The organism is Phycisphaeraceae bacterium, assembly GCA_040222855.1.
In the GTDB taxonomy this organism is placed as follows: Bacteria; Planctomycetota; Phycisphaerae; order Phycisphaerales; family Phycisphaeraceae; genus Mucisphaera.
This window is the reverse complement of record JAVKCD010000025.1, coordinates 752,146-769,328: the sequence shown is the minus strand read 5'-3', so window position 1 is coordinate 769,328 and position 17,183 is coordinate 752,146. Positions and strand designations below refer to the sequence as shown.

General features: G+C 62.5%; 10 protein-coding genes. 2 read left to right on the top strand and 8 right to left on the bottom strand.

Annotated features, from left to right (window positions below; translation table 11 throughout):
• Positions 1–46: 46 nt before the first annotated feature.
• From RIG82_13050 to metK, 7 genes are all read right to left on the bottom strand, one after another.
• Positions 47–1,408, bottom strand: a complete 1,362-nt coding sequence (locus RIG82_13050; protein MEQ9461869.1) for a GTPase — start codon at positions 1,406–1,408, stop codon at positions 47–49.
• The gene (locus tag RIG82_13045; GenBank protein MEQ9461868.1) at positions 1,405–3,678 is read right to left on the bottom strand and encodes a YidC/Oxa1 family insertase periplasmic-domain containing protein; all 2,274 of its coding nucleotides are present in this window, start codon (positions 3,676–3,678) and stop codon (positions 1,405–1,407) included. Before RIG82_13045 ends, RIG82_13050 begins: the two co-directional genes overlap by 4 nt.
• A 134-nt stretch (positions 3,679–3,812) precedes the next feature.
• A complete protein-coding gene (locus RIG82_13040) occupies positions 3,813–5,828 on the bottom strand; it encodes a site-2 protease family protein (protein MEQ9461867.1) in 2,016 nt (671 codons plus the stop codon).
• Between the two features lie 16 nt (positions 5,829–5,844).
• Complete coding sequence (gene dxr / locus RIG82_13035; GenBank protein ID MEQ9461866.1) at positions 5,845–7,080, bottom strand: 1-deoxy-D-xylulose-5-phosphate reductoisomerase; 1,236 nt, start codon at positions 7,078–7,080, stop codon at positions 5,845–5,847.
• Entirely contained in the window at positions 7,077–9,281 is a 2,205-nt protein-coding gene (locus RIG82_13030; protein MEQ9461865.1) for an Rne/Rng family ribonuclease, read from the bottom strand. Before RIG82_13030 ends, dxr begins: the two co-directional genes overlap by 4 nt.
• Before the next feature lie 183 nt (positions 9,282–9,464).
• Positions 9,465–11,231: a phosphoenolpyruvate--protein phosphotransferase gene (ptsP, locus tag RIG82_13025; protein ID MEQ9461864.1), complete on the bottom strand. Its 1,767-nt coding sequence runs from the start codon at positions 11,229–11,231 to the stop codon at positions 9,465–9,467.
• Positions 11,232–11,260: 29 nt separating this feature from the next.
• Positions 11,261–12,484: a methionine adenosyltransferase gene (metK, locus tag RIG82_13020; GenBank protein ID MEQ9461863.1), complete on the bottom strand. Its 1,224-nt coding sequence runs from the start codon at positions 12,482–12,484 to the stop codon at positions 11,261–11,263.
• A 196-nt stretch (positions 12,485–12,680) separates the two neighbouring features.
• Between metK and RIG82_13015 the strand changes: the two genes are divergently transcribed.
• Together RIG82_13015 and RIG82_13010 are read left to right on the top strand one after the other, a co-directional pair.
• A complete protein-coding gene (locus tag RIG82_13015) occupies positions 12,681–14,465 on the top strand; it encodes a hypothetical protein (protein MEQ9461862.1) in 1,785 nt (594 codons plus the stop codon).
• Positions 14,466–14,618: 153 nt separating this feature from the next.
• A complete protein-coding gene (locus RIG82_13010; protein ID MEQ9461861.1) occupies positions 14,619–16,037 on the top strand; it encodes a class II fumarate hydratase in 1,419 nt (472 codons plus the stop codon).
• Between the two features lie 6 nt (positions 16,038–16,043).
• Here the strand turns inward: RIG82_13010 and RIG82_13005 are convergent, their stop codons facing one another.
• On the bottom strand, positions 16,044–17,159 hold the full coding sequence (locus tag RIG82_13005) for an acyltransferase (protein MEQ9461860.1): 1,116 nt from the start codon (positions 17,157–17,159) through the stop codon (positions 16,044–16,046).
• Positions 17,160–17,183: the final 24 nt, after the last annotated feature.

Genomic DNA, 17,183 nt, shown 5'->3' with positions numbered 1-17,183 from the left:
AGGAACCCGACAGTTTAGGGATTGTCGGGCAAACGTGGTGCGTGGACTATTTGCCGACGCAGAAGGTGGCGAACACTCGGCCGATGATTTCGTCTTCGGCGATACGGCCGGCGATGGTGCCCAGGGCGTCGAGCGCGGAGCGTAAGGAAGCCGCGATGACCTCGGGTTCGGCCAGTGGTCCGATTTCAGGCTCAGAGTCCAGGTGGTCGAGGGCGGCGGCGAGAGCTTGCTCGGTGGTCTGGAGGGCGTTGATGTGCCTGGGGTTGAGGGCGAGAGACGAGGAGCCCAGCGTCGGGCGTTGCGTGCTCAGCAGACGGTCGGCAATCTGGTGGCGGAGGGTATCGAGATTGAGATTGGTGCGGGTGGAGATCGGGAGCGGGTCTTGAGTTGTTGGTGCCGGGGTGAGGAGATCGGCTTTGGTAATCAGGTCGAGGATCGGGGTGTTGCTGCTGAGATGGATTGGGGTTGGTTGATCGGCGGGGGTGCAGCGGAGGATGAGGTCGGCGTCATCAAGAGCGATGCGGGCGATGCTCTGGGCTTCTGCGGCGAGTGAGGAGGTGTCGGTGTGGTCGAGTCCGGCGAGGTCGATGAGGGTGAGGTCGATGGTGCGGTTGTCGTTGGCTGTGAGCTTGAGAGTGGCTTCGAGTCGGTCGCGGGTGGTGCCGGGGTGGTGGTGGATGATGGCCCGGTTTTCGGCGAGCAGGACGTTTAGGAGGGTGGACTTACCTGCGGAGGGCGGCCCTGCGAGGACGACACGCGGGAGCCCGGAGCGTTCGGCCATCGCTCTGGAGGATTGGCGGAGGCTGGCGATGGCGTCACGCGTCTCGGCGAGACGGTGAATCAAGTCGGGTGTTGGGATCGGGACGACGTCTTCCTGGTCGGTGAAGTCGATACCGGCTTCGACAAGGGCTAGGAGGTCGGCGAGGGTGTTCATCCAGACTGTGGTGGTCTTGGCGAGGTCACCCTGGAGCCAGGCTTGAGCGGCACGCCGCTGGTCGTCGGAGTTGGCGGCGATGAGGGCGGCGACGCCTTCGGCTTGATCGAGCGTGATGCGTCCGGCGCGGAAGGCGCGGAAGGTGAAGGCACCGGGCTCAGCGAGTCGGGCACCGGCGTCGAGGGCTGCGGCGAGGACGCGGTCGAGGAGTGAGGGGTGTCCTGGTAGCCAGAGTTCGGCGGCGTCTTCGCTGGTGTAGCTGTGGGAGGCCTGGAAGATTGCGGTCAGGCAGGGGATGGGGAGGAGGGGCGGGGCGAGTCGTGTTGGGCTGAGTTGATGAGGCTCGGTTGGTGTACCGTCCGTGATGGACTGGATGATGGTGTGGCTGTTGGGTCCGGAGAGGCGTAGGAGTCCTCGGGGAGCGTGGCCGAGGGGTGAGGCGATCGCGGCGATGGTGTCGCCGACGGGGGTCACTTGCGTTTCATCTTCCTGGCGGTGGCACGTCCGCCGGGCTGACCGGCTTCGTTGTTGACGTGCTTGCGTCCGGTCTTCCCGCCAGCCTTGGCGTTCTGCTGCGTCTCATACTGAGCGCGGGCCTGTTCCATGGCTTTGCTGAATCGATCCATGAGTCCGCCGGGTTTGGGCTGCTTCTTCTCGAAGAGTTTGCCGGATTCTTCTTCTTTCTGGAGGTGTCTGCGGACGATCCAGGAGTCGAGGATTCCAGCTCCGGTGGAGGCGGTCATGTAGAGCGTGAGACCCGCGGGGGCGGAGTAGAGGAAGAAGGGGAAGATCAGGAACATGATGCGCATGGTTCGCTGCATCTGGGCCTGTTGTTCGTTGGCCGGCGGTGGGCTCATGAGTTTGTTGTTGATAAAGAAGACGACGGCCATGAGCAGTGGGAGGATGTTGATGCCGTTGAAGGTGGGTTCGATGAAGTAGAGGGGGATGGTGATGCCGTCGCCCGCGAAGACGATGAAGTGGTCAGGGGCTGCGAGGTCGGCGAGGAAGGTCCAGTTGCCGCCTGAGACCCACTGGAAAACGCCCCAGAAGGCTGGTTCCTGGCGGAGTTCGATGGCGTAGTAGAGCATGGCGTAGAGGGCGGTCCAGATCGGCATCTGGAGGAAGAGCGGCAGGCAGCCGAGCATCCCGAAGGGGCTGGCACCGGCGTCACGCATGAGCTTGAGTTGTTCCTGCTGGAGAGCTGCGGGGTCGTCCTTGTGCTTCTTCTTGAGCTTCTCGATCTCGGGTTGGAGTTTCTGCATGATCTTGCCCATGCGCATCATGGAGAGCTGACTCTTTTTCATGATGGGATGGAGGATCAGGCGGACGGTGACGACGAGGACGATGATGGCAACGCCCCAGTCGGCGAGCAGCCAGTGGAAGAAACCGAGGAAGCCCAGGAGGGCGTGGGCGAGCCATTGGAAGGTGCAGAGGTCGATGAGCCCGCCTAGGGAGTAGCGGATGGTCTTATCGAAGTGGAGGATGCTGTAGGGGGCTTCTTCAAACAGCTCGTTTTTGCGAGGTCCAGCGAAGACGGTGATGCTCAGGTCGTGCTCGGCATCGGGTTCCAGTCGGAGGGTTGGCGTGCTGGCGGTGACCAGGCTCAGCCGGGCGTCATCGGCGACGGGTTGCTGGGGCAGGGCGTAGAGGTTGAGTCGGGGGAAGAGGGTTTCAAGGGGTTTGATATCGGCGGAGCGTGTCGTGTTGGCGGGGACCGGGAGGTGGGTGATGACGGCGAAGTAGCGGTTTTCGCCAGCGATCCAGGCGAGTTCGCTGTTGGCCGTCACGTCGGGGGTGGGCCAGAGAGCCGGATTACGGAGGGCTTCGACGCGGGAGAGGAAGGCGTCATCGGTGTAGATCGAGAACTTGCGTGCGTCGTATTCGAGGTTGAAGTAGCCGGGGACGTAGTAGCGTCTGTCGCCGAGGTAAGCGGCGCCATCGCGCGGCAGGTCGCCCTGGAGGAACTGGGACCAGACGATATTGAGTGGCAGGCTGGTGAGGTTGCGCACCTTCTGGTCGATGGCGATCTGGTAGCTGCCGGGGACGACGCGGTAGGTGCGGGTGACCTCCACAAGCGGGGTGTTGGCGTCGTCGCCGGTGGCGATGATGGTGCGGTAGGTGGCGTGGTCGCGGATGCCGGAGTGATCGGTGGGAATCAGAGTCCAGCGTTCGACCTTCATCAGATCGACTGTGTGCCCGGCGATGGTGAGGGCGACGGCGGAGAAGGGCCGCATGAGGTATTCGCCATCTACCGTGCCGGGGATCGGTGCCTTGAGCACACCATGGACGATGTAGGGTTGTCTGTCTTCGAGGTTGTTGAGGTAGTCGGTGAGGGCGACCTGCGAGACGGCGGCGCCCCACGGGCTGAGTTGGATCTCAAACTTGAAACCCGACTCGGGATCGGTTGAGCCGATGGTGATGGCGGAGGTTTGCTCCGCGGGGAGGATGACTGGTGCTTCGGCGAAGGTCGCGGCGGGGACTGAGGGTGTGGGTGCTGCTGAGACTGGCGCATCAGCGATGGGGGCCGCAGAAGGGTCAGTCTCGACGGCGATGCCTGAGAGGTTGTCCTGTCCTTCATTGGCCTGCGTCAGTGCAGCGGGCGCTTCGGCGAGGTCGGCGGGCTGGGTCTGGACCGTGGTCTGGCGGGCGGGGTTGCGGGCTTCGTTCTCTTCGGTGCGGCTGAGCATGCCGAGGACGGCGAGGACGCCGAGGATGACCGCGAGCAGGGGGATGATGATGCGCATCGGGCGGAGGGTTCCAGAGGCGGGGAGCGCGGGGTCGCGCGGAGGGGCGGTGTTGGATCGGGCAGTTTAGCAGCCTCGGAAGGGTGGCGCAGGGATGGCTGGTCCGTTGAGGCTGGGGTGCTGCTGCTGTTTGGTCAGGCGAAGATCAATCGCCAGAGGTCGTTGAAGGTCACGAAGATAAACAGGCACCCGAGCAGGGCGAGGCCTGCGAGCGTCGCGCCCTGCTGGATGCGGACAGAGGCGGGTTTGCCGCGGATGGCCTCGACCAGGAGGAAGATCATCAGCCCGCCATCGACGATGGGCAGGGGCAGGAAGTTGAGGACGGCGAGGTTGATGGAGATCAGGCCGAGGAAGAACAGGAGGTAGGGCCAGCCACGCGAGGCGACCTTGTGGCCCTCGTCGACGATGCCGACGGGCCCGCGGAGGTTGCTGACCTGGACCGAGCCTTGGAAGAGGCGAAGGAGGGTGAGGTAAGTCTGGGCCATGAAGTCGCCGGTTTTGACCAGGCCGAGTCCGATGGCTTCGCCGACGTTGTCGGCCTTGAGGGAGGTCTGGAGTTCGGTGAAGGCGGCGCCGAGGGTGGGGGGGCGCCAGCCAGCGCCCTGGAGGAGGGCGAGTTCTTCGTCGCTGACGGTAAAGGTGACCGTGGCAGCGGAGATCTCACCGGTCGGTTGAAAAGGGATTTCGATCTGGTTAGTGCTCGTCTGGATCGCGCGCTGGAGGGTGTACCAGTCGACCTTACTGCCCGGCGGGATGCGCTGGGTGGCTGAGTCGGGGTTCTGGCCGACGATACCAGAGTCGATGGCTGGGGAGATGATGACGCCGATGCGGCCGTCGGAGGGCGTGATGGTTCCAAGGTCTCGTGTGGTGCCGTCCTCACCACGCACAACCAGACGCATCGGCGTGTTGCCAGCGGATTCGATTTCTGAGGTCAATCGCCTGAGTGAGGGGAGTTCGGTTCCGCCGATGCGGGCGATGAGATCACCGGCCTTGACACCGGCTTTGGCCGCAGGGCTGTCTTCGACCACTTCGAGGACGCGCGTGGCGGGTTCGATGGCGAGGGCTTCAGCGAGTTGTGGGTCGTAGAAGAGGCCGGGTTCGGGCTGGATGGCGATGTCTTTGGTTGTGCCGTCTTTGCCGGTGAAGGTCAGGGTCGTGGGCTCGCCGTTGGTGTTGTCCAGGGCGCTGCGGAGTTCGTGGAAGCGATCAACGGGGGTGTCGCCGACGGCGGACAATGTCATGCCGCGGGTGATGCCGTTCTGTTCCAGAAGTGAATCTTGAGTGACGGCCGCGAGTTGGAGGGTGGAGCTGGGGCCGATGCCGATGGAGAGCAGCCCCTCACGGCGGGCATCGGGTCGGGGTGAGACGTTGAAGGTCAGCGGTTCTTCGTAGCCCGGGCGATCGACGGTCAGGATGCGATCGGAACCGGCTTGGGCCAAGGCGATGGAGATACCGACATCGACCATGTCGCGGACAGGCTTGCCATCCACGGTGAGGATACGGTCGCCTAGCTTGAGTCCCTCGTCAGTGCCCTCAGGAGCGTTGACAGGAGTGGCGGCGGCGGCGGGGGAGTCCGGGGTGATGATGCCGACTTCGGCGGCGGGAAAATCGACGCCGGCGAGGAAGGCGGGGATGAAGACGACGAAGCCAGTGATCAGGTTCATGATCACGCCAGCGGAGATCACGAGGGCTCGGGCTGGGATGGATTTGTTGTTGAAGGAGCGGGGGCTTTTTGAGACGGCGGTGGGGTCGAGGTCTTCCTGTCCGACCATCTTGACGTACCCACCCAGGGGGAGGTAGTTCAGGCGGTATTCAGTTTCGCCGAGGCCCAGGCGTTGGCTGATGGCGTCGACGCGTTCGTCGCCGGCTTTGTGAACGCGTTCTTCGTAGTTGGCGGGCTCTGTGGTGGTGCCGTCTTCCTGATCGAGTTCAGCGACGACGCGCTTAAGATAAGTCGATTCAGAAGAGCCGATGGCCAGCCCCATGCCTTGTCGCCAGGAGACCAGTGCCTGGCCGAAGCCGATAGCGAACTGGGTGCACTTGATGCCGACCCACTTGGCGGCCAGGAAGTGGCCGAGTTCGTGGATGAAGATGAGGAAGCCGAAGCCGAGGATGAAGAGGGCAACGGCGATGTAGGAGTTTTCGAGCATCGCGTGGCTTCCTGGATCAGGACTGAGTGGAGGAATGAGCGTCTGACGGGGTCGTCTGGCTTACGTTGAGATCGGCCTGGGCGTTCACCTGTTCGTTGACGAACTCGCGGGCGGCTTTGTCGGCGCGGAGCACATCGTCGAGGGCGCGGATCGGCTCGATGGGGAGAGTGTCGAGGGCCTGACGGGCGAGTCGGGCGATCTGGCCGAAGCGGATCTGATGGTCGAGGAAGGCTTCGACGGCGGCCTCGTTGGCGGCGTTGGCAATCGCCCCGGCGGTCCCGCCCAGCTCGATCACACGGTATGCCAGTCGCAATGCCGGGAAGCGGTCGCCATCGGGCGCATGGAAATCGAGGGAGCCCAGGTTCATCCAGTCGGTCGCGGTAGCGCATCCGCCCCAGCGTTCGGGATGGGTCAGGGCGTACTGGATCGGCCCACACATGTCGGGCGGGCCGAGTTGGGCAAGCACGGAGTGGTCCTTGAACTCGACGAAGCTGTGCACGATCGACTGCGGGTGGATGACAACTTCGATCCTGCTGCCGGGCTGCTTGAAGAGCCAGTGGGCTTCGATGATTTCGAGCGCCTTGTTCATCATGGTCGCCGAGTCGATGGTGATCTTCTTGCCCATGGTCCAGGTCGGGTGGTTGAGGGCCTGCTCGACGGTGGCGTTCTCGATGGTTTGGGCGTCGGCGGTCCGGAAGGGCCCGCCTGAGGCGGTCAGTACCAGGCGCATGACCTCTTTGTCACCAGCACCCTGAAGACACTGGAAGATGGCGGAGTGCTCGGAGTCGACAGGGAGGATCTCGGCACCCGAGTCGGCGGCGATGCGGGTCACCAGATCGCCAGCAGCGACGAGGGTTTCTTTGTTGGCCAGGTGGATCCGGCGGCCGAGTTCGGCTGCGGCGATCATCGCCGGGAGGCCTGCAGCGCCGACGATGGCTCCGGCGATATCAGTCGCGTCGGTTTCGCGGACGAGTTGCTCAGAGGCATCGAGGCCCGCCAGGATACGGGTTCCTTTGGGCAGGGCTTTTTCGAGTTGCGGTTGCAGGTGCTCGCTGGCGATGGCGACGGTTTTGACCTTGAATCGCTCGGCTTGTTTGGCCAGCGCCTGAACGCTTCGACCGGCAGCGAGACCGACGACCTCGATCGAGCCGGGGCGAGCACGGTTGAGGTGTTCGACCACCTTGAGCGTGTTGACGCCTATGGAGCCGGTGCTGCCAAGTACGATCAATCGCCGAGGCCGAGGCGGTGTCATGAGGCTTCCTCGGTCGCAAGGACGGAGTTTGAGTAACCGGACGATGAACCATCACCCGAATCCTGTCCCTCGTCGGAGGCAGCTTTGCTTCGAGATCGGCGTCGGCGTCGTCGCTTCTTCTTGGGAGCGCCGTCCTCGCCAGTCTCCTCGGCAGGGGGGGCATCCGCCTGCGCGACGGCTGCGGCGGGTTGTTCAGCTTCCGGTGTAACCGGTGCATCGGTCTGTTCGTCAGTCGAAGTGGCTGACTTAGTTCGGGACCGTCGTCGTCGGCGCCGCTTCTTCTTGGGGGCGCCGTCTTCGTCGCTCTCATCGGTGCGCTCGGACTGTTCTTCGGCTAGCGCTTCGATGGACACTTCCGGAGCGTCTGGCTCCTGCGGTGTCGAATCGCTGGCGACGGCTTCGTTGCCTTCGATCTGGCCTTCCTCGTTCTTGCCCCGGCGTCGACGCCTTCGGCGACGTTTCTTCTTCGGGCCTTCTTCGGGGCTGTCATCATCCACGGCATCGATGTAACTACCCGAGGCGGCATCGTCGGAAGAGGCTGCCTTTGGCTGTTGCGACGGTGGCGCGGGTGCCTCGTCTTCCTCATCCATTTCGATGGGATCAGAGGGCTTACCGACGATCTGCGTCAGCCCGGATTTTGCGTTGGAGGCTTTGCGTACCTGCTCGGTCAGGGTCGCCATGTTGATCAGAGTGCCACGCTCGTCGAAGGCGGCGATGTTGATGTAATCGACCGATGCCCCGCCGACTCTGACGGTGACATCTTTGTTGAAGGTGTGTTCCAGCGCCGTGAGCTGTCTTCGGCGTCGATTGAGCAGGAGGAAGGCGACGTCGGGGCTGATCGTCAGTTCGACACGTGCCACGTGTTCGCGGTGCATCACGAACGCGAGCTCACGCATCACATGCAGGACGACGGACTCCTTGCTGCGGACCTGCCCGATGCCCTGACAGGAGGGGCAGTCCTCAAAGAGTGATCGTCGCAGCGATGGTCGCATACGCTGGCGGGTCATCTCCAAAATCCCGAACTGGCTGATCGAGCCGACGCGTGTTCGCGCCCGGTCATCCTTCATCAGTGCCTTGAAGCGAGATTCGATGGTTCGACGGTTCTTGAGCTGCATCATGTCGATGAGGTCAAGGATGACGACCCCGCCCAGGTCGCGGAGGCGGAGCTGGCGCGCGATCTCTTCGATCGCCTCGGCGTTGGTGTTATAGGCGTTGGATTCGGCGTCCTTGGCATCGCGGCTCTTGCCGGAGTTGACATCGATGGCGACGAGCGCTTCGGCCTGGTCGAAGACGAGGGAGCCGCCTGATTTAAGAGGGACTTCGCGGGCTGAGATCGCCTCGATCTGCGGCTCAATATCCTGTCGGTGGAACAGCGGGATCGGGTTGTTGTCGTGAAAGACCTTGGTCTTGGAGCGAGGGTTGATGACGGCGAGGAAGTCGGCGACGCGCTGAGCCGCTGCATGAGAGTCAACGATGATTTCCTCGATCGCGGTGGTGTAGACATCACGGATCGTGCGGATAATCAGGTCTGACTCAGCGTAGAGCAGGCCGACGGCGCGGAGTTTCTTTTTACGCTTCTCGATCGAGTCCCACAGCCGGGTGAGGTAGGAGAGGTCGCGCTTGATTTCGGTTTTGGTCTGCCCGATGCCTGCGGTCCGGACGATGACGCCGAAGTCTTCGGGTGGGTTAAGCTCCTTGAGGATCTGGCGCATCTCGCGTCGTGCTTCGTCATCCTCGACCTTGCGCGAGACCCCGGCGTGCTTCATGTTGGGCATCATCACCAAGTAGCGACCGGGGATCGACAGGTAGCTGGTGAGCGTTGGTCCCTTGGTGCCGATGCCTTCTTTGAGCACCTGCACAACGACCTTGGAGCCGCGGCGGAGGCAGTTCTGGATCGGCGGGCGCTCTCGGCGGGGCGTCTTGACGCCTACCTTCTCGAACTCCTCCCGGTCTTCGCCGGGGAAGTACATCGGGTGGACATCAGAGATGTGCAGGAAGCCGTTTCGTTCGAGCCCGAAATCGACGAAGGCCGCCTGGATAGACGGTTCGACGTTGGTGACTTTCCCGAGATAGAGATTTCCGACGTGCGAATCGGCCGAGGCTCGTTCCTGATAGAACTCCTCGAGTTTGCCGTCGGTGATGACGGCGATGCGGCATTCTTCGCCTGCGATGTCGTTGATCAGCATTTGTGTCTTGGGCACATTCCTCCAGCGGATGAAGTCGGGGCATGAAGCCCGCACCTATCGCGCGTCCCCGATGATGTTTGGGGTCGGCGCTGACGGGTGGTGGGATCCTTCCCGATCAAACCGGCTGCCTCTTGCTTGGGGGCCTTGCGCTCGAGCCTTGTGGGCGAGCGGGGGCCCGACGTTGTACGGTCCCGAGGTCTAGTATGTGGTGGAACGGCCACCAAATGCCTCGGGGAGAGTTCGTTCGAGTTCATCGCGGAGGTATTTCATCACCTCGCGGTCGGAATCAAAGCTCCTGGCCTTCCGAGCGATCCTTTCGCAGTGGCCTATGGAGACGGATCGTATCAGCTTCTTGACCGTCGGGATGGCCGGGGGTGTCACCGACAGGGATCGCAGGCCAAGGCCCAGGAGCAGCAGGGCAAACTCCGGCTCACCGGCCATCTCGCCGCATAGGCTCACGCCGATCTTTGCCCGGCGGGCAACCCGGATCACATCGCGGACCAGCGAGATCACCGCCGGATGCCCGCCCGAATAGAGGCTGGCGATCCTTTCGTTACTTCGGTCCACAGCAACGGTGTACTGGATCAGGTCATTGGTGCCGACCGAGAAGAAATCGCACTCCTTGGCGAAGCAGTTGGCCTGGATCGCTGCGGAAGGAACCTCGATCATCATTCCCAGTGGGATGTCGGGGTCAAAAGGGACGCCCTGGTCCTCTAAGTCTTCTCGGACGTCAGCGAAGATCATCTTGGCCTGCCGCAGCTCCATGATGTTGCTGATGAGAGGGAACATGATCTTGACCGGCCCCTCGGCACTCGCGCGGAGAATGGCCCGGAGCTGGTTGCGGAACAGCGGGAGATTCTGGAGGCACAGCCTGATCGAGCGACAGCCCAGGAAAGGATTGCGCTCGGAGGATTCGAGTGAGCCCAAGGATGGCGCGATCTTGTCCGCACCCAGGTCGAGGGTCCGGATGGTCAGCGGTTTGCCATCGAGGGCGCGGATGGCTTCGGTGTAGCTGGCAACCTGGTCGTTCTCAGTCGGCGGGACCGGAGAGGCGAGAAAGAGAAACTCGGTTCGATAGAGTCCGACACCCATCGCCCCGGCTGACAGAGCTTCCTCGATCTCAGAAGGGAACTCGATGTTGGCCATCAGCTCGATTGCGACGCCATCGGTCGTCTCGGCCGGTTTCGACTGGATCTCGGCGAGCATGGTTGCAAAGGCGGCGTACCGGCGGACTTCCTGCTGGTAGCCGAGGACGTTCTCGGCATCCGGGCTTACGGCCACGCGCCCGCGGTTACCGTCGATGATCACCGTGTCGCCGGAGGTCACCGATCGTGTGAGGTCGCCCAGCCCGACCACGGCGGGGATGCCCAGCGCGTGCGCCAGGATCGCGGTGTGAGACGTGCGCCCGCCAGCGTCGGTCGCGATGGCCATCACCTTCGTGCGATCAAAATCGGCAGTCTGGCTTGGCGTCAGGTCGTGGGCGATCACGACCACCGGCTCGGTGATGTTGTGCAGCTTGTTGGTCGGCGCAGGCCGAAGCTCCGAGAGCAGCCGGCGCTCCAGATCAGAGATGTCGCTGACCCGGTCGCGGAAGTAGCGGGTCTCCTGTTCCAGGAACACGTCTTCGAGACGCCTGAGGACCGTCGAGACGGCGTACTCAGCGGTCACCCGATCGGTTCGGATGAGCGTGCGGACCTGTTCGAGCAGCTTGTCGTCGCTGAGCATCCCGATGTGGAAAGCAAAGATCCGGGCCAGTTCCCTGCCGAGGGATTCCTCGGTCTGCTTCTGCAACTCCCGGAGCTGGGTGATCGAGCGCGTGACCGCCCGCTCGAAGTGCTCGAGTTCGCTGTTGACCCGTGATGCCGGGATCACTCGGCGGGGGACCGGCTGGTCCTCCGCGTCGAGGACCAGTGCCTTGTGCATCGCCACGCCGGGCGAGACCGGGATGCCCTGCTTAATCAGCATGCCGGCGACTCAGTTCCTGGAGGCGCTGCTCAGCGCAGGGCCTTGGCCAAGGCGTTGGCCATGTCGGTTTTTTCCCACGTAAACGTCTGGTACTTCTTGCCATTGACCGTCACGGTACCCGGCTGCCGGCCGAAGTGGCCGTGGGCCGCAGTGGGGCTGAAGATCGGGTTACGCAGCTTGAGATGATCGAGAATCCCGCGCGGGGTCAGCGGGAAGACCTTGGCAATCGCCTTGGCCAGGTCATCCTCGTCCACCGTGGCGGTGCCAAAGCAATCGACGTTGACCGATGTGGGCTTTGCTACGCCGATGGCGTAGGAGAGCTGGACTTCACATTGATCGGCGAGCCCGGCAGCGACGACATTCTTCGCAACGTAGCGTGCCATGTACGCCGCCGAGCGATCGACCTTGGAAGGGTCCTTGCCCGAGAAGGCACCGCCGCCATGACGGCCACGCCCGCCATAGGTATCGACGATGATCTTGCGACCGGTCAGGCCGACGTCGCCATGCGGCCCGCCAACCTCAAACTGGCCGGTTGGATTCACATAGATCCGCACGGTCTTCGGGTCGTAGAGCCTCTTGGGCATCACCGGATCGATGATGTGCTTGATGATCTGCTGCCGGAGTTGAGCCTGCTTCTTGGTGCCGTTCCAGTCGGCGGTGTGCTGAGTCGAGAGCACGACGGTATCGATTCGGACGGGCTTGCCCTTGGCGTTGTACTCGACCGTGACCTGACTCTTGGCGTCGGGGCGAAGGCCCTTGACCTTGTTGGCCTGACGGACTTGAGCGTGCTTCTCAACGAGGCGGTGAGATAAATCAATCGGCAGGGGCATCAGATTCCGCGTTTCCTTGCAGGCGAACCCGAACATCAAGCCCTGATCACCCGCTCCCGGCTCCTTCTTGGAGACGCCGCGGCTGATGTCGGCGGACTGGCCGTGGAAGGTCCGGAGCACCCCGCAGCCATCGGCGTCGAAGTGCATCCCGATATCGCCCGCATACCCGATCTTGCGGAGCGTCTCGCGGGTGACCTGCTCAACATCATTCAATGCGGCAACCGCCTTGGGGGTGTGCACTGTGATCTCGCCGCCAACGACAACCAAGCCGGTGGTGCACATGGTCTCGCAAGCCACACGGGCCTGAGGATCGAGGGCAATCAGGAGGTCGAGGACGGCGTCGGAGACCTGATCGGACACCTTGTCAGGGTGACCCATCGATACTGACTCGCTGGTAAATAGGTGGTGGCCGCGCTGGGGCATGGGAAACGAATCCTTTCTGGGGAAAGCTCATACGAGCGTGTGGGCAAGGGTTTTAGCCGGTTTTGGGGGTCAGGGCAACCAGATGCCGGCCGATAACCGGGGTGCCCCAGAACCCGTGCAATCCTTACAGACCGACTCACCCGATACCGGAGAAGCGATCGAACCGGCCCTGCGGGGCCCCCGCAGGAGCCATCACGTGACCTCAATGAACTCGAACCCGGAACCGGCATACTTCGACGCCTCGGCCGCCCGTGGCCTTCAGGCGGAGCTATCCCAGACCGTCGATCGCGCTCATCAGGAACGGCTCCGGCTGCTTCGGCTGATCCGCGAGTTTGAATCCCGATTGTCTGAGGTCGGCACCCCCATCCCTGCAGCCAAGCTCCAGAAGCTGGCCGACCGGATCGCCACACTCGACGACGCCATCACCCGTCGCCTGAGCGAACTCAACGGGCAGGAGTCGGCGTCCGATAACCGTCGGCGCGATATCGAAGGACTCCTCGAAGCCGCCGAGTTGGCTCGGGATAGCCTTGCCGAAGCCGAGAAGGCCCATCGCGAGATCCATGCCCGGACCACCAGTCTCCAATCAGATATTGACCAGCAGATCTCAGACGGCAGCGACAGGCTCACTGAGCGTGCCCGCGACCTGGCCCGACCATTCCAGGAGGCGATGGCCCAGGAGCAGAAGCGAGCCAGCGAGAGCCTTCGCGTTGATCTCGATCGTGCAACCCGTCCACTCGCCGAGCGCATCACGCAGATGATCGGACTCGCTGAGCAGAAGCTCAATGAACAGGCAAGCATCTTTGATCAGAAGCTCACGCAGATCCTTGAGACCCGTGCCGCAGAGCAACAGGAGCGGATCAATCAGCAGTTCACTGAACTCGGCAAGGCGCTCGATGAACGCTTCGCCAGCGCCGCAGGCAAGGTCCGTGAGCAGGCGGTCTCGATCATCGAGCAAAGCTCCGCCGAGATGGAAGAGCAGCTCGAACTGTTCGCAACCACCATCAAAGATCGCTCCGGCAAGCAGATCGAGCAGACCCGCACGGCGTTGGTCGAAGATGCCGAAGCATCCACCAGGAAGATCCAGAAGCGGATGCAATCTCAGATCGAGTCCACCGCCGACGACGCTCAGGGTCGCGCCGATGGCCTGATCCACAAGGCTCAGCAGAACGCAGAGTCCCAGTTGCGTGCGATGGATCAGACCATTGAGGATCGCCATCAGCAGATCATCCGACGCATCGAACAGGGCCGCGTCGAGCAGGAAGCCGTCCTCAAGACCGTCGCTGACCGCGCCGAGGCCGACCTCCGCAACGCTCTTGTCAACGTGTCCGACAAGATCCGTCGTGAAGCGGACGAGGCCATCGCCGCCCTTGATCGCGAGACGAGCCAGAAGACCAACGACATGCTCTCCGGCTATCGTGAGCAGTCCGCCGACACGCTCGCCAGTCTCCGAGCCAAGGCCGATGAAGCCGTCGAGCCGATCACTCGGCTTTGCGCCGATCGTGTCCGTGAGATGCGCGAGCAGATCAGCGGGGTCTTCGAGGGCGAGCAATCGTCGATGCAGCAGCGGATGAGTGAGCTGCGCGAGTCGTCACACGCGATGATCAGCCTGATCGAGTCGCAGCTACGCCGACGGGTTGAAGGCGTGCGACCGGCTCTATCGACAGAGCTGGCTCAAGCCCAGCAGGCCATCGAGCAGAAACTCGCTCAGGCCGAGGCTCAGGCCGACGCCATGATCGAATCCAGCGACCAGCGGATCGCCGAACGCCTGAGTAACCTCCGCCCGCAGTTGCAGAAACTCACCCAGGAAGCCGACCAGAGCGTCCGGGAGGCGCTCGCCCGCGTCCGTCAGGCAGCCGACCAGGCCACCTGGCCCGCCATCGCCAGGGTCGCCGCCGAAAACGTCAGCGACGCCCTCCCTGCCATGGCTCAGAAGGTCGGTATGGCTCCACAGCAGAGTGCGCCCAAGACAGAAGCCGCCTGACCACAACCCGCCAAATAAACCCACGCAACCCCGGGACCCGCTCTCGGGGTTTTCTCATGTTTCGCAACCTACAGGCGAGTTGTGGCGGGTATCCTGAACCACTAGACTAGATCGCAGGTGCATTTGGTCTTTTGATTAACCCGGAGGTTCACGATGGCCGCGACTGGCTCGACTCGAATCGAAAAAGACTCGATGGGCGAGATGCCCGTCCACGCTGACGCTCTCTACGGCGCTTCAACCGCCCGGGCGGTTGATAACTTCCCGATTGCCAACCGCCCGATGACCGGCACGGTCATCCACGCCTTTGGCCACCTCAAAGCCGCCTGCGCCGAAGCCAACATTGAACTTGGCAAGCTCGACAAGAGGCTCGCCAAGGCGATCATCGACGCCTGCGATGAAGTCGCTGCTGGCCAGTGGGATCAGCACTTCCCGGTTGATGTCTACCAGACCGGCTCGGGCACCAGCACCAACATGAACGCCAATGAGGTCATCGCCACGCTGGCCAACGAGAAGCTCGGCCTTGGCCGCCACGTCAAGGCCGAAGGCGGGGTCCATCCCAACGACCATGTCAACATGGGCCAGTCCAGTAACGACACTTTCCCGACAGCCATGCACATCGCCGGTGCCCTCGCCATCCAGAACAACCTGTTGCCCAAGCTGCGCAAGCTGCATCAAGGTCTCGATGCCAAGGCAAAGCAGTGGGACAGCATCATCAAGACCGGCCGCACTCACCTCATGGACGCCACCCCGATCCGCGTTGGTCAGGTCTTCTCGGGCTACGCGGCTCAGGTTGAATGGTCGATCAAACGCGCCGAGTGGGCGCTCAAAGAGATGCTCGCCAACATGCCCATCGGCGGAACCGCCGTCGGCACCGGCATCAACACCGATGCCAGCTTCGCCGAAAAAGTCTGTGCCTCGCTATCTAAACGCAGCGGCGTCACCTTCGTCGAAGCCGAGAATCACCCCGAAGCCCAGGCAGCGAAAGACTCCTTCGTCTCTGCCCATGGTCACTTCAAGACCATCGCCACGTCCCTGACCAAAATTGCCAACGACATCCGCCACCTCGGCAGCGGACCACGCTGCGGCATCGGCGAGATCATCCTCCCAGCCATCCAGCCCGGCTCGTCGATCATGCCCGGAAAGGTCAATCCGGTGATCTGCGAATCGGTCATGCAGGTCTCCTGCCGAGTACTCGGCAACGACGCGACCGTCACCGCTTCAGGTCTAGGCGGGATTGGTTCGCTCTTCGAGTTGAACGTGGCCATGCCTGTGATGATCGAGGCTTTCCTCGAGTCAGCGGAGTTGCTTGGCAACGTCGCCGAAGTCTTCAACGACAAGCTCCTCGACGCGCTCGAAGTCGATCAGACGCGCTGCACCGAGCTACTCGAGCAGAGTCTGATGACCATCACGGCCCTCGCCCCGGAAGTCGGCTACGACAAGTGCGCCGCTTTGGCCAAACAAGCCCACAACGAGGGCAAAACCATCAAGCAGCTCGTCGGCGAACTCAAACTCATGCCCGACAACCGCCTGGCTGAGCTGATGAACTACGACGCCATGACCCGGCCTGATTGATTGAGGTTAGGCGGTCTCGCTGTCGGGCTTGCCTCGCCATGCAAACCGGTGCTTGAGTCTTAAGAACGGCGTCTCGTAGAGCCTGAAGCTGACCTCAGCAATGAGAATGGTGACCAACAGCCCAAGAACAAACAGAGCCCCCGGAAACGCGATCGCAGGCAGACGCTCCAGGCCTTCGCGGCCGATGTGAATCGCGAACATGTGGAAAAGGTACATGCCGTAACTGATCGCACCCAGCCGAGCAATCGGTGCCCAGCCCAACGGGCGGCTCAGCAGATGATCCTCCCGGATCACCAACGATCCAAGCCACACCATCATCAACACCTGAATCACAAGCCGTGGCGTGCCCGAAATGTCACCCTGGCTGATCGCGATAGCCACCAGCAGACCCAGCCCCCACGCCAACGACGACCACTGAGCACCAGCAATCCTGCAGAACCATCCAAATCCCCACCGTCGATGCAGCAGATGCGCCAGCAGTACACCCAGTAGAATTGGCGTGAAGGTCGCGTCAAGAATGTGAAGATTCGGCTCTGTACCCGTCCACGATCGCCAAGTGTCATCGAGCAATCCGTAGTTGACCGCCTGATTCAAGATCAGGCCCCCGCCCAGCAGCGTCAGCGTCGCCTGCGTCGGGAGAAATCGCTCGATCGCTGGCCATACCAGATAGAACTGCTCCTCAGCCGCCAGCGACCACACCATGTCCATGTTCGGCGTGTCAGTCTTTATCCAGTTACTGGTGTAGGTCGCGTAGTAGGGCAGATCACGAAAAAAACTGTCCCCTCCGGCCAGCGTCGGCTTGATCAAATACAGCAATCCCAGCGCCGCCAGCAAGCCGTAGTAAACCGGGAAGATCCGCAGCGATCGCCTCATGTAGAAATCCCGAAGTGAGATCACCCCCTTGTGATCACGCTCCCGAAGCAGCAGCGTCACGATGAGAAACCCCGAAAGCACGAAGAACAGATCCACGCCCAGAAAACCCCGGCTAAGCAAAGCCAACGACGTCTCTTGGCTGTGGTGCCAGACGACAGCGAGAATCGCCAGACACCTCACACCATCGAGGCTTCCGAAGTGCCTCTGCTGCTGATACGAGATATACGGGTCACTGATCTGGCTTTCCATGGCCCAAACATCGACCGGCTCAAC